The organism is Enterobacter sp. WI-ESBL-E8, from assembly GCF_053364895.1.
On record NZ_JBRWXJ010000001.1, the window covers coordinates 610,573 to 635,012 of the forward strand.

Annotated in this window: 26 protein-coding genes; 17 read left to right on the forward strand and 9 right to left on the reverse strand. The window is 40.0% G+C overall.

Features of this window, described 5'->3' with window-relative positions; all coding sequences use genetic code 11:
• The 4 genes from ACWHWP_RS02940 (at position 1) to ACWHWP_RS02955 (ending at position 3,852) form a co-directional block, all read left to right on the forward strand.
• The gene (locus ACWHWP_RS02940; RefSeq protein ID WP_097410463.1) at positions 1-1,314 is read left to right on the forward strand and encodes a tyrosine-type recombinase/integrase; all 1,314 of its coding nucleotides are present in this window, start codon (positions 1-3) and stop codon (positions 1,312-1,314) included.
• Positions 1,311-2,942, forward strand: a complete 1,632-nt coding sequence (locus tag ACWHWP_RS02945; RefSeq protein ID WP_097410464.1) for a DNA-binding protein — start codon at positions 1,311-1,313, stop codon at positions 2,940-2,942. The genes ACWHWP_RS02940 and ACWHWP_RS02945 overlap by 4 nt, the downstream gene beginning before the upstream one ends.
• Positions 2,943-3,341 carry a hypothetical protein gene (locus ACWHWP_RS02950; RefSeq protein WP_023329949.1) on the forward strand — a complete coding sequence of 133 codons (399 nt, stop codon included), beginning with the start codon at positions 2,943-2,945 and terminating at the stop codon, positions 3,339-3,341.
• A 97-nt stretch (positions 3,342-3,438) separates the two neighbouring features.
• Complete coding sequence (locus tag ACWHWP_RS02955) at positions 3,439-3,852, forward strand: hypothetical protein (RefSeq protein ID WP_023329948.1); 414 nt, start codon at positions 3,439-3,441, stop codon at positions 3,850-3,852.
• A 57-nt stretch (positions 3,853-3,909) separates the two neighbouring features.
• Here ACWHWP_RS02955 and ACWHWP_RS02960 read toward each other — a convergent pair whose 3' ends face one another.
• From ACWHWP_RS02960 to ACWHWP_RS02970, 3 genes are all read right to left on the reverse strand, one after another.
• Positions 3,910-4,575 carry a hypothetical protein gene (locus ACWHWP_RS02960; protein ID WP_032739152.1) on the reverse strand — a complete coding sequence of 222 codons (666 nt, stop codon included), beginning with the start codon at positions 4,573-4,575 and terminating at the stop codon, positions 3,910-3,912.
• Positions 4,576-4,880: 305 nt separating this feature from the next.
• On the reverse strand, positions 4,881-6,149 hold the full coding sequence (locus ACWHWP_RS02965; RefSeq protein ID WP_097410465.1) for a relaxase/mobilization nuclease domain-containing protein: 1,269 nt from the start codon (positions 6,147-6,149) through the stop codon (positions 4,881-4,883).
• Positions 6,146-6,529, reverse strand: a complete 384-nt coding sequence (locus tag ACWHWP_RS02970) for a hypothetical protein (protein WP_010617511.1) — start codon at positions 6,527-6,529, stop codon at positions 6,146-6,148. Before ACWHWP_RS02970 ends, ACWHWP_RS02965 begins: the two co-directional genes overlap by 4 nt.
• A gap of 272 nt (positions 6,530-6,801) precedes the next feature.
• Between ACWHWP_RS02970 and ACWHWP_RS02975 the strand changes: the two genes are divergently transcribed.
• Positions 6,802-6,978, forward strand: coding sequence for a hypothetical protein (locus tag ACWHWP_RS02975; protein WP_157918888.1), 177 nt, complete (start codon positions 6,802-6,804; stop codon positions 6,976-6,978).
• On the opposite strand, the gene ACWHWP_RS02980 is transcribed toward ACWHWP_RS02975, so the two are convergent.
• Positions 6,959-7,777, reverse strand: a complete 819-nt coding sequence (locus ACWHWP_RS02980) for a hypothetical protein (protein ID WP_097410466.1) — start codon at positions 7,775-7,777, stop codon at positions 6,959-6,961. The genes ACWHWP_RS02975 and ACWHWP_RS02980 overlap by 20 nt on opposite strands.
• A gap of 207 nt (positions 7,778-7,984) precedes the next feature.
• Here ACWHWP_RS02980 and ACWHWP_RS02985 point away from each other — a divergent pair, with 207 nt between their 5' ends.
• A complete protein-coding gene (locus ACWHWP_RS02985) occupies positions 7,985-9,553 on the forward strand; it encodes an SIR2 family protein (RefSeq protein ID WP_447855025.1) in 1,569 nt (522 codons plus the stop codon).
• A gap of 80 nt (positions 9,554-9,633) precedes the next feature.
• Here the strand turns inward: ACWHWP_RS02985 and ACWHWP_RS02990 are convergent, their stop codons facing one another.
• Entirely contained in the window at positions 9,634-9,933 is a 300-nt protein-coding gene (locus ACWHWP_RS02990; protein ID WP_028014135.1) for a DUF3223 domain-containing protein, read from the reverse strand.
• A 766-nt stretch (positions 9,934-10,699) separates the two neighbouring features.
• On the opposite strand from ACWHWP_RS02990, the gene hxsD reads away from it, so the two are divergent.
• Genes hxsD through ACWHWP_RS03025 form a run of 7 tightly spaced genes read left to right on the forward strand, consistent with a single transcriptional unit; the run spans position 10,700 to position 16,221 of the window.
• Positions 10,700-10,972, forward strand: a complete 273-nt coding sequence (gene hxsD / locus ACWHWP_RS02995; RefSeq protein WP_172911671.1) for a His-Xaa-Ser system protein HxsD — start codon at positions 10,700-10,702, stop codon at positions 10,970-10,972.
• Positions 10,972-12,360, forward strand: a complete 1,389-nt coding sequence (gene hxsB, locus ACWHWP_RS03000) for a His-Xaa-Ser system radical SAM maturase HxsB (RefSeq protein ID WP_007705390.1) — start codon at positions 10,972-10,974, stop codon at positions 12,358-12,360. The genes hxsD and hxsB overlap by 1 nt, the downstream gene beginning before the upstream one ends.
• The gene (gene hxsC, locus ACWHWP_RS03005; RefSeq protein WP_097410503.1) at positions 12,353-13,465 is read left to right on the forward strand and encodes a His-Xaa-Ser system radical SAM maturase HxsC; all 1,113 of its coding nucleotides are present in this window, start codon (positions 12,353-12,355) and stop codon (positions 13,463-13,465) included. The genes hxsB and hxsC overlap by 8 nt, the downstream gene beginning before the upstream one ends.
• Entirely contained in the window at positions 13,462-14,097 is a 636-nt protein-coding gene (gene hxsA / locus ACWHWP_RS03010) for a His-Xaa-Ser repeat protein HxsA (protein WP_097410502.1), read from the forward strand. Before hxsC ends, hxsA begins: the two co-directional genes overlap by 4 nt.
• 18 nt (positions 14,098-14,115) lie before the next feature.
• Positions 14,116-14,565: a hypothetical protein gene (locus ACWHWP_RS03015; RefSeq protein WP_000841452.1), complete on the forward strand. Its 450-nt coding sequence runs from the start codon at positions 14,116-14,118 to the stop codon at positions 14,563-14,565.
• A 47-nt stretch (positions 14,566-14,612) separates the two neighbouring features.
• Positions 14,613-15,527, forward strand: a complete 915-nt coding sequence (locus ACWHWP_RS03020) for a hypothetical protein (RefSeq protein WP_223332485.1) — start codon at positions 14,613-14,615, stop codon at positions 15,525-15,527.
• Positions 15,517-16,221, forward strand: coding sequence for a hypothetical protein (locus ACWHWP_RS03025; protein WP_023279396.1), 705 nt, complete (start codon positions 15,517-15,519; stop codon positions 16,219-16,221). The genes ACWHWP_RS03020 and ACWHWP_RS03025 overlap by 11 nt, the downstream gene beginning before the upstream one ends.
• Before the next feature lie 74 nt (positions 16,222-16,295).
• Here ACWHWP_RS03025 and ACWHWP_RS03030 read toward each other — a convergent pair whose 3' ends face one another.
• A complete protein-coding gene (locus tag ACWHWP_RS03030; RefSeq protein WP_029497367.1) occupies positions 16,296-18,632 on the reverse strand; it encodes a UvrD-helicase domain-containing protein in 2,337 nt (778 codons plus the stop codon).
• Between the two features lie 368 nt (positions 18,633-19,000).
• On the reverse strand, positions 19,001-19,870 hold the full coding sequence (locus ACWHWP_RS03035) for a phosphorothioated DNA-binding restriction endonuclease (RefSeq protein WP_447855027.1): 870 nt from the start codon (positions 19,868-19,870) through the stop codon (positions 19,001-19,003).
• A 300-nt stretch (positions 19,871-20,170) separates the two neighbouring features.
• Between ACWHWP_RS03035 and ACWHWP_RS03040 the strand changes: the two genes are divergently transcribed.
• The 3 genes from ACWHWP_RS03040 (at position 20,171) to ACWHWP_RS03050 (ending at position 21,574) form a co-directional block, all read left to right on the forward strand.
• Positions 20,171-20,638 (forward strand): SymE family type I addiction module toxin, encoded by a 468-nt coding sequence (locus ACWHWP_RS03040; protein ID WP_447855028.1) that lies wholly within the window; start codon positions 20,171-20,173, stop codon positions 20,636-20,638.
• 167 nt (positions 20,639-20,805) lie between these two features.
• Positions 20,806-21,336 (forward strand): DUF2778 domain-containing protein, encoded by a 531-nt coding sequence (locus ACWHWP_RS03045; RefSeq protein WP_063957402.1) that lies wholly within the window; start codon positions 20,806-20,808, stop codon positions 21,334-21,336.
• A complete protein-coding gene (locus tag ACWHWP_RS03050; RefSeq protein WP_063957403.1) occupies positions 21,311-21,574 on the forward strand; it encodes a hypothetical protein in 264 nt (87 codons plus the stop codon). The genes ACWHWP_RS03045 and ACWHWP_RS03050 overlap by 26 nt, the downstream gene beginning before the upstream one ends.
• 86 nt (positions 21,575-21,660) lie before the next feature.
• Here ACWHWP_RS03050 and trpS read toward each other — a convergent pair whose 3' ends face one another.
• Complete coding sequence (gene trpS, locus ACWHWP_RS03055) at positions 21,661-22,662, reverse strand: tryptophan--tRNA ligase (RefSeq protein ID WP_447855029.1); 1,002 nt, start codon at positions 22,660-22,662, stop codon at positions 21,661-21,663.
• Positions 22,663-22,861: 199 nt separating this feature from the next.
• Here trpS and fosA point away from each other — a divergent pair, with 199 nt between their 5' ends.
• The gene (fosA, locus tag ACWHWP_RS03060; RefSeq protein ID WP_023303023.1) at positions 22,862-23,287 is read left to right on the forward strand and encodes a FosA/FosA2 family fosfomycin resistance glutathione transferase; all 426 of its coding nucleotides are present in this window, start codon (positions 22,862-22,864) and stop codon (positions 23,285-23,287) included.
• Here fosA and ACWHWP_RS03065 read toward each other — a convergent pair.
• A complete protein-coding gene (locus ACWHWP_RS03065) occupies positions 23,273-24,280 on the reverse strand; it encodes a LacI family DNA-binding transcriptional regulator (RefSeq protein WP_447855031.1) in 1,008 nt (335 codons plus the stop codon). The genes fosA and ACWHWP_RS03065 overlap by 15 nt on opposite strands.
• Between the last annotated feature and the right edge of the window lie 160 nt (positions 24,281-24,440).

Here is a 24,440-nt window from a genome sequence, read left to right on the forward strand (position 1 = left end):
GTGGAAATAAAATGTATTGAAAGTGAGCAAATTTTTTTTGCTAAGATGAATAGATATAGTTTCAAACTGTCAGATAAGAAATGGCAACTTGATAAAGAAAACTGCGTATACCCTCATAAAGTTGTAGATAGAATGCCTACAAAAATGAAACTTAGCTACTTAAAAACATTAGCTTACTATGCGTCTGAATATAGTTCTTTTTATATACAAAATATTAACAATCTATTTTATAAGTGGTTTGGTGCAATGACAATCGATACTATTGATGACAAAGCAATATATCAATTGAATGTATATTTAGGTTCAGAAAGAAACTACAAACTAAACTTAATTAAGGCTTTCATCACTAAATGGAAAAATCTCAATTACCCTGGGATAGAAGCGACTGCCATTAGAATGCTGGAGAAAATAAAAATCATTCCAAACCAAACAGGAGATGCAGTTAAAAGACGAGATCCAAATAAAGGACCTTTAACTGAAACGGAATTCAATAACATTATTAACGCCGTTGGAAAATTTTATCATGAGAAGAAAATTCAATGCTTTTTGTATTGTTATATCCTTTTGCTGGCAATAACAGGAAGAAGGCCATTACAATTAATATCTCTAAAAGCTAAAGATCTCATTAAAAATGAGAGAGGGTGCTTTTTGAATGTACCAAAAGTAAAACAAAGAAAATGTTTCAGAAAAGAATTTAACATGGTAATGATAGAACCGTTCTTATATGACAGCTTATCAATGCTAATTAATAAAAATCAGGCGTTTGTTGAAGATAAATTCAGTGTTGGGATTAGTAACTATAGAGGCGAATTACCAATCTTCATGAATGTAGATAAGATTACGGAAACAAAAAGGATTGAGGATTTTTTATCTGATTTAACAACAGATTTTTTCCATATGAAAAATTCAGTTATGTCAAAACTATTAAAACACTTTCCGTCAAAATTCGATGTTAGGTCAGAAAGGACTAACAGCTATATAGAACTTAATGCTAGAAGATTCAGATATACGTTAGGAAGTCGACTGGCTAACGAAGGAGCCTCAATTGAGGTGATTGCTAAAGCGTTAGATCATAAATCAGTAAACTCTTCTATGATATATATAAAAAATAATCCTGACAACGTTTATGACATCGATAAGAGACTAAGTGCGTTTTTTAACCCCTTATCTAATATACTTATGGGCATAGAGATTGAAGAAAACAAGAACTTTTTTATCAAGTATGTTTCAGATGCATTTTTCTTATTAGAAGATACGAAAGAGGATTTGAAATGTTTAACGTGTAAAAAATTCAATCCCTGGAGAGCATTATGAACAATATATTTATTTTTGAACCAAGCAATAAAAACAACCCTGACGATAATGTTATTAAGTTCATCGAGTTTTGTAAGAGTACTATTTCTAATAATAATTTAACAACTTCTTGGGAAAGCAATAAATGGAAAGGTTTATATAGGTTTACTAAGTTTAACTCAAAAAACAACCTAAACAGCAAAGAATGCTTAGATGATAGCTTTATTAATTTTGCTAAAGCATATATGTTGCATGTGCATTCATTCAATAAATCTAAGACGAAACACTCAACATTATCAATGTTGAAGATTGTAGAATTCGTTTTACTGAAAATCAATATGGAAGCTAATGTAAGCTATTGCAACAATTCAGTTTTTGATGAATGCATAAGAATAGCCTCTGAAAAGTATTCTAAAGCACACGCATTTTCTATTGGAAAAGAACTTGAGAAATTGAGTTCATTTCTAAGTGATAATAACATGACTAATTTATCTTATTTATTTTGGGTAAACCCAATTAGGTATAGGATTACTCAGTCTTGGACTGGTTATGATTCTACACTGGAAGGCCATTCTAGATTGCCTGATATCAAATCAGTTATTGCGATTGCTGAGATTTTTTCAAAGAGGGATGAACAATTATCTTTAAGAGACATATTTACTACATCTGTGCTTGCTTTACTTATGTGCGCACCGAGTAGGATATCAGAAATTTTAGCTTTGCCAGCGGATTGTGAAATTACAGAATGTGATGGAAAGGGCATTCAAAGATACGGTTTGAGATTTTTTTCAGCAAAAGGGTATGAAGGTAATATAAAATGGATTCCAACTCTAATGATACCTGTAGCTAAAAAGGCAATTACCAGATTAAAAGAATTATCAAGTCAAGCGAGGTTATTGGCTGCTGAAATTCAGAAAAATCACTCTAATTCAACGATGGGAACCCTTAAAGAGAATATACCTCAAGATTTCCCTTGGTATGATAGAGAGAAGAAAATTGAATATTCTAATGCGCTTTGCTTGTTAACTGAAGGACAGTTAAATCAAAACAAAAAGAAAATGTTAGATAAGTTATTCAGACCTACAATGAGTTTTTTTAAAACTGACATTGTTGATTCTGATTATATAAAAGGACATTTTAATATCTTTAAAAGACATGGTTATATAAATGAAGATGGTAGCCCATATTTGCTGAGAACACATCAACTGAGGCATCTTCTCAACACATTTGCTCAAATAAATGGTATGGATGAATTTAGTATTGCTCGCTGGTCTGGACGTAAGCTTATTTCTCAAAATGTTTCTTATGACCACAGATCGCATCTTCAAATGTCTAAAGCAATTAGAGAACAAAAGTTATCAGTGTGTGTTAACGAGCACAGAATAAAGGAGGCTCCAGTAGTTGATCTTAATGAGTTTGAATCACTTAGTAGTGGCGCAGTACTTGTATCAAAACATGGCTACTGCAAGCACTCATATGCGTTTAAGCCGTGTGAACATTATCCGATTGAGAATTCTGGTTTAGATAACGAAACGATTTCAAACATTCACGATAAAATTTTAAAAAGAACACTGTATGATAAAAATGATGGGAACATAAATGCTGATAGATGGTATGAATTCCATAAGAGAATAAAAAAAGGAGAATAAATGGCTAAGCATATAAATGGTTATTATGAGAAGAAGATTGTAGATGTTATTAACACATGGTCTATAGATGAAAAACTAACTTGGGATGCTTTGTGCGACAGGTTAGTAAGGATTATTGGGAAAAGACCATCAAGACAATCCTTAAGTAGTCATGTAAGGATTGCAGAAAGCTTCAGTGTAAAAAAAGCCACTATCAAATCTGGTGCAATACACACTGTAAAACCTGCTAATTTAAAAGTGGCTTCTCAACGAATTAGAAGACTTGAAGCAGAAAATGAAGCTTTGAAAGCATTAAATGAACGCTATTTAGAGCAGTTCAAAGTATGGCTTTATAATGCTCACCTTAAACAAATAACGATTGAAGAACTTAATAATCCATTACCTGCAAAATACCTTTAATAGAATTGATAGGTTTTAGCTATTGACATGGTAAAATATTATGTTATTTATTTTCTTGTCAGGGCGACAAAATTTCACTATTGCAAGGATGCATATTATGGATAACACAAATATTAACTTAATGGAAAGGTATTTACTTCTGCTTGATCGATTCGTTGATAAACTCGCTGAATCAGGTTTCTCAGAGCAACGAATTATAGAACAATCATATCTTTTTTGTGTAGGATTTTATATCAAATACCAAAGTGGTATCGAAAAAATGACCTTCTCCAACAGGGAGGTTGTTTTAACCTTTCTGCTACTTTCTTATTATAGTCATATAAATAAACTGGATGATGATTTGATCAACAAAGAGCGTATGAAAAATGTATGTTCTTCATTGATTAACTTTATAGTCAGTAATGGTAGCCGAACAGAGAAAGTCTATGCTAATGAGAAAAGGAAATATGAGGCTTCGACCCTAAAAAGATCGTTATCCATCAAAGAGAAGAAAAGAAAATATGGGTTGTGATTATTTTAAAAGCCCGTAGTACGAATCTACGGGCTAACTCTTTGTTGCTTATTATTTTTATTTTTTTACTAAATCGATAAGATTTCTGATTTCATGATCAAATCTAGCGCTTCTTCTTTTAATCCATTTGATACAAACGAAGCTTCCGATCCTTGATAGGAAATATGTGAGCCACATATACTTGTGCTCATCCCACACATATCCATCTTTGAATCCCACAAGCAATGAGCAAAATGCAATGAAAGAAGCCAAACAAAGCAAAGTGAAGAGAATATAAAACCACTTCGGAACTGGCATTACTCTGAAGAAAGATGCTGTCGAAGCATTATGAAATAGCATTGTCAGAAAAGCTGGAATAATGACGGTTTTCCTGTTTAAGTTTACTTTATATTCACCCGTGTTTGAATTAATAATGAGCGCATCGGCATATACGACACAGGAGTTATCGTTGCTATACTTTCGAAGCTCGTATAGACGAATCCTGTGTGAGTTCCTGACCGCGATACCATAGGCTGAAATCTGCTTTTCATCGCCATCATTTGTTTTTACCAAGATCTGAGCATTTGTTGGGTTGGAACTGATGACAGTCGCAGAGAAAATTTCCGCAAACTCGAAAGTTTCACCAAACAGATCAAACTTTGGGGCTGTAATCTCTGCTTTCCGACGATCAGAAAGACCAACGTTGACTTCTTCATTGCGGCGTTTCGTGGTGGAGATGCTCATACAAGTTCCTTTGTGTTAGATATTAAATTCATATTCGATGTATGAAGAAATCAGGGACTACAGATGAGATGGTATCTGCCATTTCAAAACCTGCATGTTAGTTGAATACGTAAATAGGCTAGTTAAATCAGTCTGTTATATTCTTTGATGTGAAATCACATTTTGACTGGGTTTACAGGAAAGGCAAATCACTTGTACCGATCGATTAAAGATTAATGATAGATATTGGCTATCAACGCTAGATTATCGATCGGTATAAGCGATCAACTTATTGGTCTGTACCTATCAAAAAAGGCTTGCTAGCCCTACATTGAAAGCGAAGCTCTGTGCGATTTATGTGGTGTTTCAATGGCAGTTTTGGGGGGTGATGATGTTATCTCTATCATTCTCACGCCAGTGATGGTTTTGTGTTTTCGAGGGCGTTTAAGGGTTGGTATTTTGAGGTTTTTCAACATACGATAAATTAAATCGAGGTAGGGGATGTATTCCAACCACCTGAACGCTGACACTGCATCGCTTCGCTTGGGCGCTACATTTAACGCTTCGGTTGCTATCGCTTCTTTGTTAGTTGCAACAGCTTCTGGGAGAAGCGCTTCGACAGAAGAGATAGAGTATTCGTCCTGACCAGCAGCTCGTTTATCGAGGATAAGTGCTTCTATGGGGCGGTTAAAGTATTCTGTCGTGGTTTCAGGAGCATCTGTAGTTATGGCCATATCATGAGTTGCACTAACAGATGTTTCTCTGACAGATGATTTCAGTTTAAACAGGAAAGCATTATCACGTTCCTGTTGGTAGTCGATTCTGCTTTGCAAGGCAGACCAGGAATACCCTTTTCCCAATTGAGATGCTTTGAAAGCAATTCCGTTGTATTCGAATGAGAAGCCGTTCATGCGTCCGGTAGAAGTGATGTTCGGGATTGCTCTGATGTTTTGTGCGGCAAGCTGATGCACAAACTCAGTGGTTGACGGTTTATCGGCAAGGAATACTTCCAGAGCGTTTTGGATGATGGTTTTCGGGCATAGCTCACCAGTCCTTTTCTCCATAATTGCTTCACTACGTGATTTTTTACGTTTGGCAGGTGAGGTTGAAGGTTTCAGGGCATCAGTTCCTTTGGTTCTTGTTAACTGATAGTCTTTTTCAAGATCCTGGATGATACGGGTGCTGATAAGGTTCTCATTTTTACCTAAGTAGAGCTTCCCCGATGTAGCATCAATGCGGCTTGCTACTATATGGATATGTTGGCCATCTTTATCATCATGAAGCACGTATGCACGTAGATGCGTTTCAGAGAAGCCCATACGCTTCATATAGTCATCAGCTATCTGTTTCCATTTCTGCATTGGTAAACTCTCACCAACAGGAAGACGTAAAGAGTTATGCCATACAGGTTTACTTACATCGGAGCGTAGGAGCTTCGTAGCGTTGAACTCTGCACTTAGTGCTTCTGCGAAGCTTTCTATGACATTGCCACCGACTACATACGGATCTGACTTGTGGTGTGAAGCAGGTTTTAATAAATAAGAAATAAGGCCATTAAAGGTTTTTCCTCTTTTGATTTTTTGCATCCCTTTCATTCATTTCTTTCTCCCCATAGATCTGCACCGACAAGATTTATGCGAAGCTCAGAGATCTGGCGCTTAACTGCGAATAGTTCTGTTTGCGTCAGAGAGCTACCCTGGCTTTTGTTATCCAGATGAGCGACAAGCTTGTTCAGCTTCTGTGAAATTTCGCTCAGAGATTTCCAGGCTTCTATGTTGATGGCAGGAACGGACAAAGGAAGCTTATCCAGGGACGCTAAGCGAAGCCACTCTCCCTTGCTTTTATCACCGCGTTTCGTGTTGAGAAGCTGTAGTTCTTCATGGTTGAATCGGGCGCTGACACAATGAGTACGCAATGATTTAGCTGGGACTTTGTTGTTTTTCTTACAGAATGGTAATCCTATAGTTTCTTTCATAGAAGCTCCTTTTCGTATATTAGGTTTTGTATTACTTTTATTGTGAGCAATTCCGTTGCAGCACTTTGTACATTTATATTTCAAAAATGTGATATGTCAATATTTTGAATTTGACCCGGATCTTCTTTTTCAACCGTAGGGCGAAAAACAAGGGAACTCAAAGAAGCGTAGCTTCGATGAGTTAGCCCTTGCTTTAATTTATTTACTGTAAATATTGACATCTTACATTAAACTGTTATCAATATTAAAACGATCATTATTAGGAGAAGGTTATGAGATTATTTATTAGAGCATTTATATTTATAATTTTAGTTAGTATGCTTAATGTCTATGTTCTTTTCTTTCACCCAGAGATTAAGGAAAGCCTTGTGGCTATAGATTTATTATCCTTTGCTATGGCCATAGCAATACTTTATGGCGATATAATGTCTAGCGATGAAAGTGAATAAATATGCCATGTAAAAATGGGAAAGCTAAAATTATCAAAGACAATATAATTAAAGAAATTATTAATTTATCTTTGATAGGGTTTGTTTTTATTTCGTTGGTTGAGTTCTGATTATCTTTGCTTGGTTTTTTAACACTTGAGTTGCTATCTTTTTGCAGATTGCTTTCAAATTTCATTATGGAAATTTCTTCATGCTCAATTTTGTTTCCTTGTGATTTTTCATACTTGTAATTAAATTCAAAATTTTCCACTTTACCATCTGTATCGCAAGAGGATGATGCTTTGTTGTCCTCAGCATTTTGTTTTTCTTGAAAAGTAATCTTTTTTTCTGAATTCTCTTTAGCCCATTCAATGATGAATTCGAATAGCGTAATTATTGTTTTTGCAACGGAGCAATTAAGTATTGCTATTTTTGCTAAGAAAAGGGACGAGTTACTAACTACTTCTTTTATATTATTTAGTTTTTCATATTCTTGATTGTCGAACAGGAAAAGATATAATGCATAACTCACAGAAAAAAACAGAATTATATCATTTAGTGATTTGACGGATTTACCTCTGTAAAGAAACCAAGTGGCTATAAGCAAGCTGCTAGAAAAAATTGGGAAAAGGCTTAAAAAATCGGGTATGTTTCCAATTTTTTCAAAAAATAATATTAAACGAGGGTCTTTTAAAATTATTTGACCGAAAATCCATGCACCAACAATTATAAAAAGAATGAAAAGGGAGTCTAATTTTTTTAAGTTCTCAAATTTATTTTTTTTTAGTTCATTAGTCTTGGCGCTTTTATTTTGGCTCATATAGCTTCCTGCATTTAGGTAACTTCATAGATAAGGTAACTTCAGAGGTTAGACATAAGACATAAATTTTATGATGATTTTTATACAGATTTATCTTATAAATTTAGGGTGGAAAGTAAAGACTTATTTTTGTTTTGTTGCTTTAGTTCTTATAAAACAGTGGGTTATGGGTTGTTATACCATAGAGTTTATGTGTGGAGCGCTACAATGACTAACAATGAGTTAAAAGAAATTTTAGTTAATATCTTTAGACAACGCAGTGCAGGCCCCTTCCTTTTTGTAGGTTCTGGATTTTCAAGGAGATACATTGGGCTGCCTGACTGGGCCGCATTGCTATCAGTTTTTTGCACTGTAAAAAAGCCTTTTGAATATTATCTTTCAAGTGGTGATGGTACTTACCCTACAGCAGCTCGGCTTATAGCCGAAGATTTCAATAATGAATGGTGGACAGACGATCTATATTCATCAAGCCGTGATAAGTTTAGTAAGAAGGTTACCGATAAAACCTCTGCTATGCGATTTGAGATATGTGATATTTTGACTAAAGCAATTCAAAAGCCTTTTAATGAAAGCCAATATTTACAGGAAATAAATTTACTATCTAACCTTAATGTTGATGGGTTAATAACAACAAACTGGGATTGTTTTTTAGAGCAACTTTTCCCTGACTATAAAGTCTATACAGGTCAGAATGAATTGCTTTTTTCTAACCCTCAATCTATTGCCGAAATATATAAAATACATGGTAGCGCACATAAACCCAAATCATTGGTTTTAACTGACTATGATTATGCGGATTTTAATTTAAAAAACCCTTATCTTGCAGCAAAACTGATAACGATTTTTGTCGAGCACCCTGTAGTATTCCTTGGATATTCTCTTTCTGATAAAAATATTAGCGATTTACTTAGTGCAATTTCTGTATGTATTGGCAGCGAGAACCTACATCAACTTCGAAATAATTTGATATTTGTTCAGCGCGAAGAAGGTATCGACGAACCAACTGTCTCTGATACTTATACTGCGATTGATGGTGTGCAGATTCCTATTACGTTAATCCGAACTGATGATTTTTTACCAATTTATGAAGCTATAGACGAAAATAAAAGGAAAATACCTGCAAGAATACTAAGATATTGTAAGGAAGAGCTTTATAATTTAGTTCAATCTAATGAACCTGAGAAAAAGATCTATGTAGTAGATATTGATGAGGTCGAAAAACATGAAGATGTTGAATTTGTTGTTGGTGTGGGAGTGGCAGCCGCAAAGAAAAAGGAAGACGAAGTAGGGATGATCGGGTACACGCAAATAAAAAATTTGGATTTATTCGAAGATTTGTTGAGGGATAATAAACATTATAACGCCAGTAGTATCATTGAAAACGTTATCCCTAATGCAGGCAAACACTCGCCAAATATCCCCATCTTTAAATATTTAAGAGAAATAGGCATTACAAATTTAGATGAATACAAAAGTTCATCATTAAAACTTGATAAATGGGTTTTAAGATTTGACAAAAATTATCAATGCTCTAATTATTTTAGATCATATGTTAGAAAGTTCAAAGGTAAGGATGCTAAATATATAATTGAACATTGTACCCCTGAATCTGCTGCAATCTATCTTCCATTCCTCTGGGATAAACTTGATCACGATGTTACCTATGAGTTTCTTTTAGGTAATATTGAAAAAATAAACCCTGATAATTCAAGTTATGCAACATATTTTAAAAAATTGGCTTGCTTGTATGATAGATTAAAGTATGGCTGGTTATAGTTAATTTCTATTCTTGGTTTGAGAGCATTCCATACGCTTAGGGAGTGTATGGAATTAGTTAGTAAAGCTCACATTTATTACTATCCTTTTTTAGGCTTTAAACATTTTATTGCATGTATAAAGGATATATCCTCTAAATTCCTTTCCTTTTTCAAATAAAAACAAGTAGTACCATGCGATGCTTTGCCAGTAATAATTTCGGAAAATCCACCTTTGCTTTTATTTTCCCATTCGCTATGATTTTGAAATAAGCTTAACAAAAAAAGATAATCATCGCCCTCTATTTTACTTCCCAAAACACTTTTATTGAGTATCCGCTGGGCTTCGATTTTAATCTCTTCTTTTGTTGAGTAGAACTTATCAGCAACAATATAAACCATATGAAAACAACCTAATCAAGTTATGATGAGAGACCGCGATGCGGTCTCTCAATGTTAAGCATATTGTGTTAGCTTCCAGGTAACCGATTTGCCTGCATAGGGTGGAAACCGATTGTTCTTGGCAATCGGGGCAGTTGTTGAAGGAGTTCCTACAACAGTCCAGATTCCACTTTCAGGGCATGTACCGCCTGTGGTGCCAGTCGTTCCAAGTGGTGCTTTTGCCATTATTAACTTCTCCAGAGGTTTAAATGTGTCAATGCAAGACACCAACATACATTACCAGTTTTAAGATAAATCTTAACTGCGTTAAAAGGTATTTTCATTTTTTGATAGCTGGAGCGATTTAGCATTTTTTCTAGTTCGATAGAGCGTAACTTAAAGTTTTTACATTACTTTTTTCATAAACCGATGGTTTCTTACACTGTTAAAAATATCGAGTGCGAATGTTAAAATTAACTTAATGAATTTTATAGTTGAAATCTGCAATCAAACGATCTTATGCAGTTATACAGAAACTGATTATTAAAGCCGTATTCATAAATGTCATTTTGGAGTTCAAAGCTTTATAATTTGGTTTTTAATTTAATAGATACGAATACATCTTTTCTATGCTCGTGTTCACTCCACTTACCTCACTACCATAAAAGGTACTCTATTGCTAACATCCTGTAACATTTAATTCAAATAGTGTATCCTCATTTCTATAGGAAAAATCCGCTTTAAAGCGGTTGCTGATTGTGATTATTAGTTTTGTGGGGCAATGGCAATGTGCGAAATGGTTTTAAAAAAAGATGTTTATTCTGAATGGGTTATACGCAATAGCCTGTACTGGATGACTTCGCTTACTCAGTGGAAGCTTTGTGAAGATATATCCTCCTGGACAATCTCTTTTGAAAACGATAGCCCCGAATACCTCTATGAATTCGAGAGGCTGCTGAATGATTACACTTTGCGAGAAAAACTACAGCATAAAACAGGGGCGTTGAGAGATTCTATAGTCCATAAAGTGCTTCGCAGTGTCGATGAAAGGCTTTCGTGATGGAATTGATGCCATTCAATTTTGATAGATTGCCTAATGGACAGGTGTTTATAAGCAACCTCGCTGGTTTTCATCACTTCATTGATGAGCAAGAGCTGCTTGATCTTTCTGATGAGCAAATCAGTGCGGAACAATCAAACGCACTTGAAAGCAAGCTGTTCATAACCAACGAAAGCTCATCAGCTATTGCTCCCTATGCTTTAAGTTCTGCTTTTGCAAAACGATTGATGAATGAACTGGCTATCAGGCCAATTTTCATGATTGTGCCCACATTACGTTGCGACCATACCTGCAAGTATTGTCAGGTCAGTCGAGCTTCAGTGAACGCCTCTGGTTATGATTTAGATCCCGCTCTCATCCCTGATATCATTTCTACTATCAAAAAACTATCAACTCCACCTTACAAGATAGAGATACAGGGTGGAGAGCCACTCTTGCGGTTCGATTTAATTCAGTCTATCTATGAGCAATGTGCTGAAACGCTGGGAAGCACCGATTTTGAGATGGTGGTAGCATCAAGCCTGTCTGTCTTGAATGAGGATATGCTTGAATGGTCGAGAGATAGGAACATAACGTTCTCTGTTTCGCTTGATGGTGAGGAAGTTGTTCACAACAGTAATCGAATTCTTGGTCATGGGCTTGCGTACAGTAGAACAGTGTCAGGGGTAGAGGCTATCAAACGGTCTTTAGGCGCTGGTCGCGTTGCAACGGTTACTACAGTTACTAAAGATCTCATTAGGCATCCTGAATCGATTGTCAAGGCTCACTTGTCTCTTGGCATCAAGGACATGTTTATCCGACCTGTCAGTCCCTATGGGTTTGCACAAAAAGCATCGTTCACATTTTCTATGGAGGAATACTTCAGTTTCTATGCCTCGTTGATAGATGAAATTCTCAAGATGAATAATGAAGGGATACGGGTTGTGGAACATTCGGCCTCCATTCATCTGAAAAGGATCTTCAATCCCGGCTTTAGTGGTTATGCGGATTTAAAGTCGCCAAGCGGGGTCGTGCTTAACAGTATTCTTTTCAATTATGACGGTCGAGTATATGGTAGCGATGAGAGCCGTATGTTGCAGAAGGTGAACCCTGAAACGGAGTTCAGTGCGGGTGAGGTTAAAACGCTATCATTTTCTAAGAGTCCTTATTATAACGCAGTGTTGAGTTCATCGTTCAATTGTGCTCTGCCGGGTTGTGATACATGTGCATATCAACCATTTTGCGGTGCAGATCCATGCCAGAACATAAGTGTACAGGGTGAGCCTGTCGGTGATAGGAGTCGTTCAACGTTTTGTCAGTATCACAAGGGGATGTTCAGGTATCTGATGAACTGCATCTCAGAAGGTGGTCCGAAGGCTGAGATGCTAAAAGGATGGGCATATGTCTGAGGTTATCAGGAACGATATCTTTCATTTTGCTTCAAAAAAGAATGTGCCCACAGGGTTCTATCGGTTATGCAAACAAAAACCAGTGAACCCTTTATTCTTTTTGCCCAATTTGCTGGTAGTTGCTGAAAGCAATAATGATGCCATTCTACCATGCTTTGATTACTCTGTTATTAGCACTGAATTATTTGAGTCAATTGAAGATGGAGATATTGGGGTAATTAACAATGGCAATATGATCCGCGTTATTCTGTCCCGCAGAGCCAATCATAATACTGTCTTAGTAACGGAACGCTGCAATAACTTGTGTCTCTTTTGTTCGCAGCCACCAAAGAAATCAAATGATGACTGGCTACTTACCCAATCAGCTCTTGCTATCGCTTCATTTGGGTTGAATGGAGTAGTTGGGGTCAGCGGTGGTGAACCTTTGCTGTATGGAGATGATATCCTTAACTTCATTGATTTTATCATCGAGAATTCACCAGATACTGCTTTGCATGTTTTAACAAATGGACGCAAATTTGCTGATACCAACTTTACTCATGAAATGGCAAAGCGAAGTAAAAAGATAAAAATCACCTTTGGTATACCGCTCTACTCATCAAGACCACTTGTGCATGATCATTTGGTAGGAAGTGATGGCGCATTTAATGAAACGGTTAAGGGGTTAATCAATGCAGGGAACTCAGGGATTAATATCGAACTTAGAGTTATTCCGACACTGGCTAACTATACGGAATTGGATGACATCGTAGAGTTCGTTGGCCGTGTTTTCTCCAACATCAATCAGATTTCCCTTATGGGGTTGGAATCTATCGGTTGGGCGCGAAAAAACTGGTCAACAATCTTCATTGAACACAGCAGCTATAGTGAGAAAATAACCTCCGCTATAGACGCTGCACACAGGTCAGGTATACCTCTAACAATTTTTAATTATCCTTTGTGTCATCTTCCTGAAAGAGCCTGGGAGCTTGCTGCTCAGTCGATCTCTGATTGGAAAAATTACTATCCTAAAGAATGTGATGAATGCACTCAGAAGTCTTCCTGTGCTGGTTATTTCAGTTCTTCAACGGGCCGTTTTCATCAACCACCGAGACCAATTTTATGAAAAAATTTAATTTTGCTGCTCTACTTCCGGGGTTTTTGGCACTCAATAATTCTGTATGGGCAAGTGATTCATCTACCGGAGCAAGTGATTTGCCTGGTATGACTCTTAATGAACATGATTTAGTGATAGCCCCACTTAACACCGAAGTTCCATTCTACATTGCAGGGCATCGCAGTCATAGCTCCCATCGGAGCCATAGTTCTCACCGTTCATCATCAGGTGGCGGGTACTATGGTGGCAGCACTCCCTATTATCCAAAAACATACAGCTCACCAAGTTCATCTGGGTCTTCAAGTTCAGGAACAAGTTCCTCATCGTCCTCTTCCTCTGTGCGTTCGCTTCGTTCTAACGACAATATTAACTCTACTACTACGAATTCAGTTGGAACTACAGAAGCTAACCGTGCAAGTAATGGGCTTACTTCTGCTACAGAGAAGCGTAAGCGCTTAATCATGCGTGTTCAGTTCGCATTGCTGGACAAGGGATTTTACAATGGGAATATTGACGGCATAATGGGACCATCTACGAGGCAGTCTGTGAAAAATTACCGTATTGAGAACGGATTACCTATTCCTGCAACTGAAACACTCGACACTCAACTTTTGAATTCTTTAAATATTTTGGCTCGTTAAATCTCTATGGAGCATAAAATGAAAAGTAATAATTTGGCTTTACCGTTTTTGGCTCGATTCGCTACCGAGAGAACAGAGGGGGAAAACATTCCCGGTTGGTACTCGTATGAGCAAGATCTTTGGGTAGTTGAAGAGGACAGTAAAGAAATCCCAATAATCTCTAAATATACTCTTACACAGACAGTAACTAAAACTAAAGTAAGGCAAGAAAGCGATGATGATTCATCAGTTTCTATGCTTGAATTAACCACTAAAACAGAGGCTCAACTAGAAAGGGATGATTCCGATTTAAGTATGAACCACCTATTAGAGTTAATGACCAAAACAGATACAATCCAAGAACGAGACGATGATAACTGGTGTGCAGGAAATATTCTGGAGTTATCTATTAAAACGTTTGTTTCAGTAGAAAGAGATGAGGATTTCTCTATGCATACTTATGATCACCAAAGGGAAGGTTTAATTTAATGATATTGTTGGTGACTAATAAGCGCGATATAACTATGGATTATATCGTGGTTGAGTTAAAAAAACGAGGCATCAAGTACTTCCGTCTTAATACAGAAGACTTGCCAAGATCATACTGTTCTATGTCAGATTCATCATTTATGGATTGGAGTATATCTATTAATGGAAATACAATAAAAGGTATCGATGTTAAAGCCGCCTACTTTCGTAGACCTGGGAATCCCGAAGTTCCTGCCTCAATAACTGATCCTGGTATTGCTGATTACATTCAGGGAGAATGGAATAGTTTCCTTAAGAGTCTTTATTCGCGACTTGATTCTTTTTGGTTTTGCTCGCCTACTAATATAATTTTAGCTGAAGATAAACCAAAGCAACTGGTCGTTGCCAAACGTTTGGGTTTTAATATTCCAGAGTCAACCATCACTAATTCATTTGAAGAAATAAAAAGTTGTAGCAATAGCTTTCAAATGATCGCTAAGCCTTTACGACAAGCTCTATTTATAAATAATGATGCTGAAAGTATCATTTTTACCAACAGATTAGGTCAACTAGATGAGACCGATTCGAGTTCACTTTCTTTGGTACCTATTATAGTTCAGCATGAGATAATAAAAAAGTTTGATGTTAGAGTAACAGTAGTTGGGAAAAGAGTTTTTTCTGTTGCAATTTACTCCCAAAGCCATAAAGAAACAGAGGTAGACTGGCGCAAGGGGTCTCGAATTGACTTAAAACATAAACCTTTAGAGCTACCTACATCATTGAGTTCTAAGTGTATAGATCTAGTCGAATCACTTAATCTTCGATTTGGGGCAATAGATTTTATTTGCGACGAAGATGATGTTTTTTGGTTTTTAGAAATTAATCCTAACGGTCAATGGGCATGGATAGAAAACCAGACAGGTCTTCCTATTGCTAGTTCTATAGTCGATGAACTTATGAGGATCGGTAGATATGAGTTTTGAAGATATCAGAGAATTCTTTTGGCCAGTTTTAGTTGAACTGAATAGTGAAGAAATAAGACAAGATCAAGAAAAGCTGGATAATGATATCTTAATTATTAAAAATACTGACTGGACAAATGAAAGTGAACTAGCCCTTGATGAGGCAAAAAAACTCAATGAATTAGAAAATCAAAGAAGAGTAGGAGCTGAGAGTAAAGCTGCAATATATTTAACAGCTATTACTGCTCTTGCTCCTGTATTAGTCTCGTTAGTTCCCGGTATTATTAGTAGTGGTGGAAATAATGCCTTTGTGGATTTTTTGTCATTTGCAATTTTTGTGTATGCACTTTCTAATTTGCTTAGAGCTGCATTATGGGCTTTTAATACCTTAAAAGTTTCAGCTTCCAATAGAATCGACACGATAGATTTAGTTAGAATTTGGGGGGGAGCCGGAGATGCATACAAAAAAAATTTAATTGTTGAAAATCTTTGTGCAGTTCGAAAAAATAGAGATGGAGTAAATCGTAAGGTAACATGTATTAAAATGACGCATGAACTTCTCCTTAGAACATTTCTTGCGTTTGTTTTACTCTTATTGTTACAAACATCGATGTCATTTATTCCTAATATCAGCATTGCCAATCAGGTCTCTTCAACTACATGTAATGATAAACAGGATATTGTTCAACATCCTGTTAATATTTATAGAATATAGTAAAATTGAACGATACGAATCTAAATGCTGAATCTATCAATAGAAATAGAGAGGGCTAGAAACCCTCTCATTCCTTACCGAAAATGAGAGAATGCCCCATCACTTCCTTTTGGTGCAAACCAGAATACTCTTTTTATCCCTCGTGTTATAGCTACATATGCCAAACGATATGACTCATCGATCATAGCTTGATCATAACTATATTTGAAGTAGGGAATCTGTTTATAAACTTCATTTCTTAAAATGTGTCCTATATGAGCTTTGCTATCATCAAAGATCACACATACTTCCCCCTGCAAACCTTTAGCTTTATGGATCGTTAAAAAATTTATTCCTTTAATACTGCCATATCTTTCTATATAAAAATCTCTTATTTCTTTAAGTGTATTATTAGTTCGACTCAAAACTATAATATGAGTTTTATCTTTATGTTTTTGATTTTTTACCATATTTAATTGTTCATAAATTAGCTGAATTGCTTTATTTTTCCATGAATTATCATCTTTTTTATCATCATACCCATAACAATAGACACCATGCTCATCACCATCAGGTTTTCGGCATGATATAGATTCTTTTATGATTTTCCCTTTAACTAAAGCCATCATTTTTTCAGCATCATTAAGAATCGCAGCATCCGAACGATAGTTTTCCATCATAAAAACTGTCTTATGTTTTCCCAATGATTTATGCACAGGGAAAAAATCTGAAAAATTCATGAAAATATCAGGAGAACTGCCTCTCCATGAATATATTGATTGCCAATCATCACCAATAGCCATTATCGTAGGCCTTCGACTTAAAATTGCATTTTCTTTATGTATTGCCCTTAACCAATTAGCTATTTGAGGTGAAATGTCCTGGAATTCATCTACTAATAGATTTTCAAATCTAACATATTTATTTTTGAATAAATCACGTCTTTGCTGCAACACTAACTCATCTGAAAACATTATGAACATTCGATTGAAAGTCATTATGTTATTTTTATGGATAGTCTCTTCAAATAATGGCCAGAATAAAGCCAAAGCCTTGGCGAAATAATACTCAATACCCTTTTCTCGAAAAAGCGTAATATTAGATATTGTCGTAACAACTTCTTTGCCAAGACTTTCAATAAAAGAGCCTTGGTCATATAAAAGTTCAAGTATATTTGTTGAGTTTAACTCACCATGCAACTTGATTGAAAAATTGCTAGGGGATTCGCCAGTTTTAAATGTTCTCAGAAAGTTATTTACTGAGTTTAGTTTGTCATTGCTATTTATAAATATAGAAATTCTATTATTGTATCCAGCAACTATTTTGTTTTTTATAGATATTGCAGTACTTAAAAGTACTTTTTTCTTGGGATCGGTTTCATGAGGATCAAAAGAGTCATTCCCATCAAATAATTTCTTACTCCCAATATTACCTGATAAAAAAACCGGCATTTTATTATGTTCAACATACCCATTAGCATAAAAAATATTTCCATTAACATGAAAGCACTTTACGGGACCAGGCACAATTCCCTCTATAGGCCATTTCCCATCTTTAGACCATAGATCATTAATTTTTTTTGTTAGAGCAAGGTCTCTCTCTGCTGCATAATTAATTAACCAACTTCTTTGCTCTTTTTCATCGGATGAAGAGGATGATGTTATTGAAAAATCAACAAGCTTATCAATACAAATTTTGAATTCCTTGTTATTATTATATAACTCGGTGTAAACGCTTTTCAAAATGTCTATTTGCTCATTATTTTTTTTGCCTAACGATATTTCCAAGGCAGACTCATTCTCATTTTTATGTTCGCCTAAAAAATCGAAAACACTTATTCCTGGCATTGAGTTCAATGAAAACCTATATATAAGAGAGTGGAATGTGCTGACGAGTGAATTAACAGATTCTTTATCATACCCTTCATCCCAAAAAGTAAATACTTTATTTAACTTTTCACTTAACTCCTCACATGATTTTTTTGTAAATGATATTACTGTAATTTTATTTAATGGAATCTTTAAATAAAAATGCATAAACACTACGCGAAGAATTAGTGTTGTTGATTTACCTGAGCCAGCACCAGCAACAACGCAAGTCGCTGGATGATCTGAAAAAATCATTTCCCACTGAGAGGGGGAAGGTGAACTTATAATTCCAGCTTTAGTTGCAACTCTTACTTTTTCAATCATGAGTTGCTCTAATTCTCTCGTAACACCAATATTTTCTGGTCCATAAATCGAGTTGTCAATAGCGGACATCGAGAACGTATCGATTTCGCGACGAATGTGATATTTTAACACACCATCATCATGACCTTTACGATAACCCTTATCTTTCCCCTGAGAATATCCTTTCTTGTACGAACGCTGAATTATTATTTTTATTTTTTTATAAAAGAATTTTACGAATATTCTGTCAGTTAATTTCATGTATATCCTTTATCTTAGTAAATATGTTTGAATATTTAGATAGAATAATATTTGTTGTGTGCAGTGTAAACGATTTTAAGTGTAAGAGGGCTTCAATGTTAGGCTATAATCATGGCAGGTAGAATTATATGTGAAAATGAAGCTCCTATCTTTATGGCAGGGGGCACTTACCCATTGCGATTTTACTAAGATCGTTTCAAAAAGTGCATACTTGATGAAAATTGACCTTGATACTTGGTTTGAACCTGGTGGATTATAGTAAACAGGTGCGCGTGATGGTATCAATGATGGTATCATACCCATTGTGGTAATTTTTAATGTATTAAGATCATGAGGATAGTAGTGATGTGCGAGTCCGGCCTTCGCACTCATCCTCTAAACACCTCCCTCCGATGCCATTCCACAAACCCTTCCCTTGGATAATTCCCTTTCACCATCGGCAAAGCAATCTGCCTCCCGGCAAAATCCCAAAAAAGTCTCCCAACAATTCCATTCCCATTCACCGCCTCAGACACGAGCACCCGCATACTCTCATCCAGCCCAATCGATCCCTTATCAAACGCCTTATGATGAATCGCACACAACGCCAGTCCGTTCGGGATCTCACACGGCCCGCCAAACTGCTTCCACTTGATATGTGCAGCTTCAAGTCCAACGGAGGCATTATCATGCCGCATATTGAAACCGCAGATTGCGCACTCATAGTTATAAGCACGCAGCACCTGCTGACGGAACAGCGGATCGCGAACCTTACGGATCTGCTGAATATCAAAACCCATCTCATCAGCGATCTCTTCCTGAATGCTTTCAGGAAAATGCGCTTCAAGGATCTGCTGCGCCAGCGAGCCGATCAGGTTTTTGTTCTTACTCAGCAGCGCAAAGTGTTCTTCATCAAACCCGCCTGCGACGTTATGTTCCACAAGTTCTTTTACTGGTGGCTGTTTGCTACCCGTGGTTGAACAGAACTCGGTATTTTGAAGATCCCAAAAGCCATCCCTCTTAAGCCGCCAGAAGGGCATATTTGGGTAATGCGTCTTCCGCTGTGGGCCAAAGCGTTCTAGCAGGCTAAGCAACTGCTCGTGGACCTCTGTTCCGTAATCAAACAGTCGCGCATGCCCCTGCTGATAGTTCGCCAGCACGTAAAGAAGCAATAATGGCTTATGCGGCGCACGCTGTTCGCCTTTGCGCCAGATGGTGATGTCGGCAATTGCCTGTTCGAGAGTTTTGCTGGAAGCCATCGCGTTACGGAAGAAGGTAAATAATTGCGATGATGCTCGCAAAACCCAGACCAATCAACCCACAATCAACAAAAACATGAGCTTACCGCACACAACACTATTTCCTGAATCCCCCTCGCAAATTTCAAATTTACCCCGCACCAAACCGCTGTATTTATATTCAGCCCTGTATAATAAGCACCAGAAATTACGCCGAACGGCGAAGGAAGTATCAAAGAATATTTAACGAGGAATTCGCGATATGAAGGTGCTGCAACACCCCCATACCGCTAACCACAACCAACTAGAATGGAGTTGAAAATGGCTGCGACGAATTTTAAGCCAGAGTTTACGGTTTGCAAAACAGAATCAGACGCTTTCACCGGCATGATTGAAAACCGCGAGCTGGTACGCAAAAACAGCGCCCGCCGTCTGCACGGCAACCCGCCCAACGCGGCGCCCGTCCATCCTCGTGCGGAAACGCCGCAGGACAGTGCCGCCTGCTGTGAACTCTATGCACGCATAGACATGAAATACCTTCTCCTGGGCGGCGAATGGTTAACCCGTGCAGGCTTTATCAACGGTATGCCGGTGAAAATCCGCGCCATGAAAGACTACATCGTGATTACGCCACAGCATACAAGAGAATTATGGGGATGCCTGGAAGGTATGAGTGTGGTGAATATAAATAAGCAGAAAGTCGCTCAGTGGTTAAAAACGTTTCCGGGGGCGTTGAATGATACTGGAGATATACCTACGGTGAAGCGCAGAAATGGTCTGGCAGAATAAGAATAATATCTAAATTCTCCCTTCATTATTCCTGTAAAAGGATAAGTTAATACGTATGTGAATATACATGTCCGTATTTTTTCTTTTTTAAATTAATTATCTGTCTACGCTGGTGCACCCAATAAATCGGTTGTAACATTCTCCGTAAAGCAACAGGGAGGATTGCTATGCAAATTTGTAGGATGGATTACAACGATGTCTCCGCCGATGGAAGAAGGCTGAAACTACACGTTTATGGCGTTGGGACGTTTTTCGTTTTTTCAGGAATAGAACCCGTAACCAATATTGCAGAGTGCGCCTTTATCAGGAATGCAGCATTACCTGTGGGTACGTACTGGATCGTTGATGCACCGGAAGGCAGTATTGCTAATCGGGTAGAGCGGTTTGTAAAAGACTTCAAGAGCGGGACCGATCATTCTGAATGGTTCGGCTTGTTTAATGCTTCGACCATGGCTGATAACGTATTTGTGAATGGGGTCGACAGAGGCTCATTTCGACTTCATCCATTGAGGCCGAATGGTGAGGGAGAGTCGTGGGGATGCATAACGTTCTATAATATCCCTGATTTTCAACTGGTCAGACAATCTTTGCTTGCACGTAAGAAGATTCGAGTTCCTGGTGGTAAAGGGTTGATGGCATATGGACGTATTGATGTAACAGGAAGGGCTGATTATGCGTCATGCAAAGTTAAAAAATAATATCCTGATTGGTCTGGCATGCCTCATTGCTTCCTTCTTTATCGTCCTGTTTCCTCTGGGAGGCTTACTCGATTACTTATCTCAAGCCAGCAATGATTTTTTAAATCGCACCGGTTTGGGGTTTGCTGATGGTGAAGCAGACCCATCATTCCTGTGGGTGTTGGGTGGGATGATGGTCGTCGTTACCGCGCTATTGATGATAATCATTCGAAGAATATGCAACCTGAAGCAGGGATGAAATATTTCATAGCCGCTTTCTAAAACAATTAAGCGGCGTCATGCCAATCCCACACTCCGCCGCCCAACCTCAATCAACTCACCTATTCAAAACACCGGCACCCCCAGCCCAACCTTCACCTCCCTCAACGTCTCCTGCGTCACCCCCTGCGCCCGTTCCGTGCCGCGCTTCAGCATCGCCATCAGCTCTCCCTTGTCCTGCATATACATCGCTCTCCGCTCCCGCATCGGCGCAATCAGTTCCTGCAGGCACGCCTCCAGCTCGTTCTTACACACCCGGTCGCCCAGCCCGCCCGCCTGATAGTGCGCCTTCATCGCCGCCACTTTGTCCTTATCAGGATGAAACGCGTCGAGATACGTAAACACCACGTTCCCCTCAATCTGCCCCGGATCGCTCACCTTCAGGTGGTTCGGGTCGGTGTACATCGCGCTGACCGCACGGTGAATGGTCTCTTCGCTGGCCGAAAGGTGCAGCGTATTGCCGAGCGATTTCGACATCTTGGCGCTGCCGTCGATGCCGGGCAGGCGGCTGGTGTCGCTCAGCATCGCCTTACAGTGGCGCAGCACAGGGGCGGGCAGCAGGCTGTTCATCTTGTGCACAATCTCGTTGGTCTGCTCAATCATCGGCAGCTGGTCGTCGCCGACGGGCACGCACTCGGCCTTGAACGCGGTGATGTCCGCCGCCTGGCTGATGGGGTAGGCCATAAACCCGACCGGCAGCGAGCGGGCGAAGCCTTTCTGCGCAATCTCGTTTTTCACCGTCGGGTTACGCTCCACGCGGGCGACGGTGACGATGTTCATATACAACATCGTCAGCTCGGCGAGGGCGGGCAGGGCGGACTGCAGGCAGATCGTGGTCAGGTTCGGGTCGATGCCGGCGGCGAGGTAGTCGGCCAGCACTTCGGGAATGTTGTCGCGGATCTTCTGCGGGTTGCTGCCGTTGTCGGTCAGCCCCTGCAGGTCGGCAATCAGCACAAACTGGTTGTGCGTTTGTTGCAGCGCCACGCGCTGGCGCAGCGATCCGACGAAGTGGCCGAGGTGCAGCGGGCCGGTTGGGCGGTCGCCGGTGAGGATGGTTGGCTTGTTCATAAAGACTCCTTAACGTTGTAATGCCGAAAGGGGTCTTAGATGTGAGAAAGCCGCCTTTCGGCGGCTATCTGAAAATGGGGAAAACTACTCCGAGCCGCCTTTAAGAAGGCAGCCACCAGCGGTTTACGGTGAGCACGGCGTGGTTTATGTTCATGCTTTTACCGTACCACGTCCGGCGCGAAAAACAAAAGGGCACGTCATGCTGCAATCACTCAACCATCTGACCCTCGCGGTCAGCGACCTGCAAAAAAGCGTCACCTTCTGGCACGAGCTGCTGGGGCTTGCGCTGCACGCCCGCTGGAATACCGGGGCCTATCTCACCTGCGGCGACCTGTGGGTCTGCCTGTCGTACGACGAGGCGCGCCAGTACGTGCCGCCGCAGGAGAGCGACTACACCCACTACGCGTTTACCGTGGCGGAGGAGGATTTTGAACCGTTCTCGCAAAGGCTTGAGCAGGCGGGCGTCACCGTCTGGAAGCAGAACAAAAGCGAAGGGGCGTCGTTCTATTTTCTCGACCCGGACGGGCACAAGCTGGAGCTGCACGTGGGCAGCCTCGCCGCGCGGCTGGCGGCGTGTCGCGAGAAGCCCTATGCGGGCATGGTGTTTACCTCAGACGAGGCTTGAGGCGCGCGCTTTCAGCCTGCCCGCCAGCGTCACGTGCGTGGCGGCATCTTCCTGATTGCACAGGTACTCCACCGCCAGCCGTCCCAGCTCGCTGTAGGGCAGCTGGATACTGGTCAGCGGCGGGGTGAGCTGCTCGGAGATCTTCTGGTCGTCGTAGCCCGCCAGCAGCATGTCCTGCGGGATGCGCACGCCGTTCACCGCCAGCGCCTGATAGCAGCCAATCGCCAGCCAGTCGCTGGCGCAGAAGATGGCGTCCGGGCGCTCGGCCAGCTCCAGCAGGGTCGTGGTGGCGGTAAAGGACTCGCTGAACTGCCAGTTGGTCTGCCGCACCAGGCCGTCGTCGCACGCGAGTCCGGCCTGCTGCAGCGCCGCCTGGTAGCCCGCCAGACGCTGGCGCGAGGCCTCCATCCAACTCTCGCCGGTGATATGGGCGATGCGCGTCGCCCCGCAGGCGATGAGGTGCTTAGTCACCTGGAAAGCGTTGGCGTAGTCGTCCGGGATAAACGACGGCAGCAGCGGCGAGCCGGGGTCGCGCTGGTTGAGCAGCACCAGCGGGATGCGGGTGCAGTCCTGGAACGCCGTCATGTCCACCAGCGTGGTGACCGGGGACGCGAGAATAATCCCGATGCAGTTGCGCTTCTCCAGCTGGCGGATGATGTTCAGCGCCAGCTCGATGTCGTCGCCGTAGTCGTAGACGGTGAGCAGTGTCTCGTTGCGCCACGCGGCTTCCCGCGCCTGGCTGATGGCGTCGATAAACGGGTCGAAGCTCTGCATGGAGCTGACCAGCAGGGCGATCTCCTCCTGGTTGCGCGGGGCGTGAACGGCGGGGAGGCGGTCATAGCCGAGCTCGGTGGCCACATTAATGACCCGCTGGCGGGTGTCATCGCTGAGCTTGATGTTGCGGGACTGGTTAAGCACCAGCGATACCGTCGCCTGCGACACCCCTGCCGCCCGCGCAATATCGTTCATCGTCACTTTCGTTTTTCGCTTCATCCGTCCTCTCCCTTTCGCGACTTCGCATCATACCCTAACCGCACGCTTTAGCGCCGTCGATCACGTTTCTCATTCATCGAAGCGCGAACTTTGTGAGGGGCATCGCTTTTCTAAACGCCGCGATTTGCGCATTTATCCTGCAACTAATATTTATTAGCTA

Bases quoted from the DNA above. Each gene is read 5' to 3' on its own strand.
- ACWHWP_RS02960 (WP_032739152.1), bottom strand. From the start codon at position 4,575: ATGAGCATCTCCACCACGAAACGCCGCAATGAAGAAGTCAACGTTGGT.
- ACWHWP_RS02965 (WP_097410465.1), bottom strand. From the start codon at position 6,149: ATGAAAGGGATGCAAAAAATCAAAAGAGGAAAAACCTTTAATGGCCTT.
- hxsC (WP_097410503.1), top strand. From the start codon at position 12,353: ATGTCTGAGGTTATCAGGAACGATATCTTTCATTTTGCTTCAAAAAAG.
- ACWHWP_RS02990 (WP_028014135.1), bottom strand. From the start codon at position 9,933: ATGGTTTATATTGTTGCTGATAAGTTCTACTCAACAAAAGAAGAGATT.
- ACWHWP_RS03015 (WP_000841452.1), top strand. From the start codon at position 14,116: ATGAAAAGTAATAATTTGGCTTTACCGTTTTTGGCTCGATTCGCTACC.
- hxsD (WP_172911671.1), top strand. From the start codon at position 10,700: ATGTGCGAAATGGTTTTAAAAAAAGATGTTTATTCTGAATGGGTTATA.
- ACWHWP_RS03040 (WP_447855028.1), top strand. From the start codon at position 20,171: ATGGCTGCGACGAATTTTAAGCCAGAGTTTACGGTTTGCAAAACAGAA.
- trpS (WP_447855029.1), bottom strand. From the start codon at position 22,662: ATGAACAAGCCAACCATCCTCACCGGCGACCGCCCAACCGGCCCGCTG.
- hxsB (WP_007705390.1), top strand. From the start codon at position 10,972: ATGGAATTGATGCCATTCAATTTTGATAGATTGCCTAATGGACAGGTG.
- ACWHWP_RS03050 (WP_063957403.1), top strand. From the start codon at position 21,311: ATGCGTCATGCAAAGTTAAAAAATAATATCCTGATTGGTCTGGCATGC.
- ACWHWP_RS02945 (WP_097410464.1), top strand. From the start codon at position 1,311: ATGAACAATATATTTATTTTTGAACCAAGCAATAAAAACAACCCTGAC.
- ACWHWP_RS03035 (WP_447855027.1), bottom strand. From the start codon at position 19,870: ATGGCTTCCAGCAAAACTCTCGAACAGGCAATTGCCGACATCACCATC.
- fosA (WP_023303023.1), top strand. From the start codon at position 22,862: ATGCTGCAATCACTCAACCATCTGACCCTCGCGGTCAGCGACCTGCAA.
- ACWHWP_RS03045 (WP_063957402.1), top strand. From the start codon at position 20,806: ATGCAAATTTGTAGGATGGATTACAACGATGTCTCCGCCGATGGAAGA.
- ACWHWP_RS02980 (WP_097410466.1), bottom strand. From the start codon at position 7,777: ATGAGCCAAAATAAAAGCGCCAAGACTAATGAACTAAAAAAAAATAAA.
- ACWHWP_RS02985 (WP_447855025.1), top strand. From the start codon at position 7,985: ATGACTAACAATGAGTTAAAAGAAATTTTAGTTAATATCTTTAGACAA.
- ACWHWP_RS02970 (WP_010617511.1), bottom strand. From the start codon at position 6,529: ATGAAAGAAACTATAGGATTACCATTCTGTAAGAAAAACAACAAAGTC.
- ACWHWP_RS03065 (WP_447855031.1), bottom strand. From the start codon at position 24,280: ATGAAGCGAAAAACGAAAGTGACGATGAACGATATTGCGCGGGCGGCA.
- ACWHWP_RS02955 (WP_023329948.1), top strand. From the start codon at position 3,439: ATGGATAACACAAATATTAACTTAATGGAAAGGTATTTACTTCTGCTT.
- hxsA (WP_097410502.1), top strand. From the start codon at position 13,462: ATGAAAAAATTTAATTTTGCTGCTCTACTTCCGGGGTTTTTGGCACTC.
- ACWHWP_RS02950 (WP_023329949.1), top strand. From the start codon at position 2,943: ATGGCTAAGCATATAAATGGTTATTATGAGAAGAAGATTGTAGATGTT.
- ACWHWP_RS02975 (WP_157918888.1), top strand. From the start codon at position 6,802: ATGAGATTATTTATTAGAGCATTTATATTTATAATTTTAGTTAGTATG.
- ACWHWP_RS03030 (WP_029497367.1), bottom strand. From the start codon at position 18,632: ATGAAATTAACTGACAGAATATTCGTAAAATTCTTTTATAAAAAAATA.
- ACWHWP_RS03025 (WP_023279396.1), top strand. From the start codon at position 15,517: ATGAGTTTTGAAGATATCAGAGAATTCTTTTGGCCAGTTTTAGTTGAA.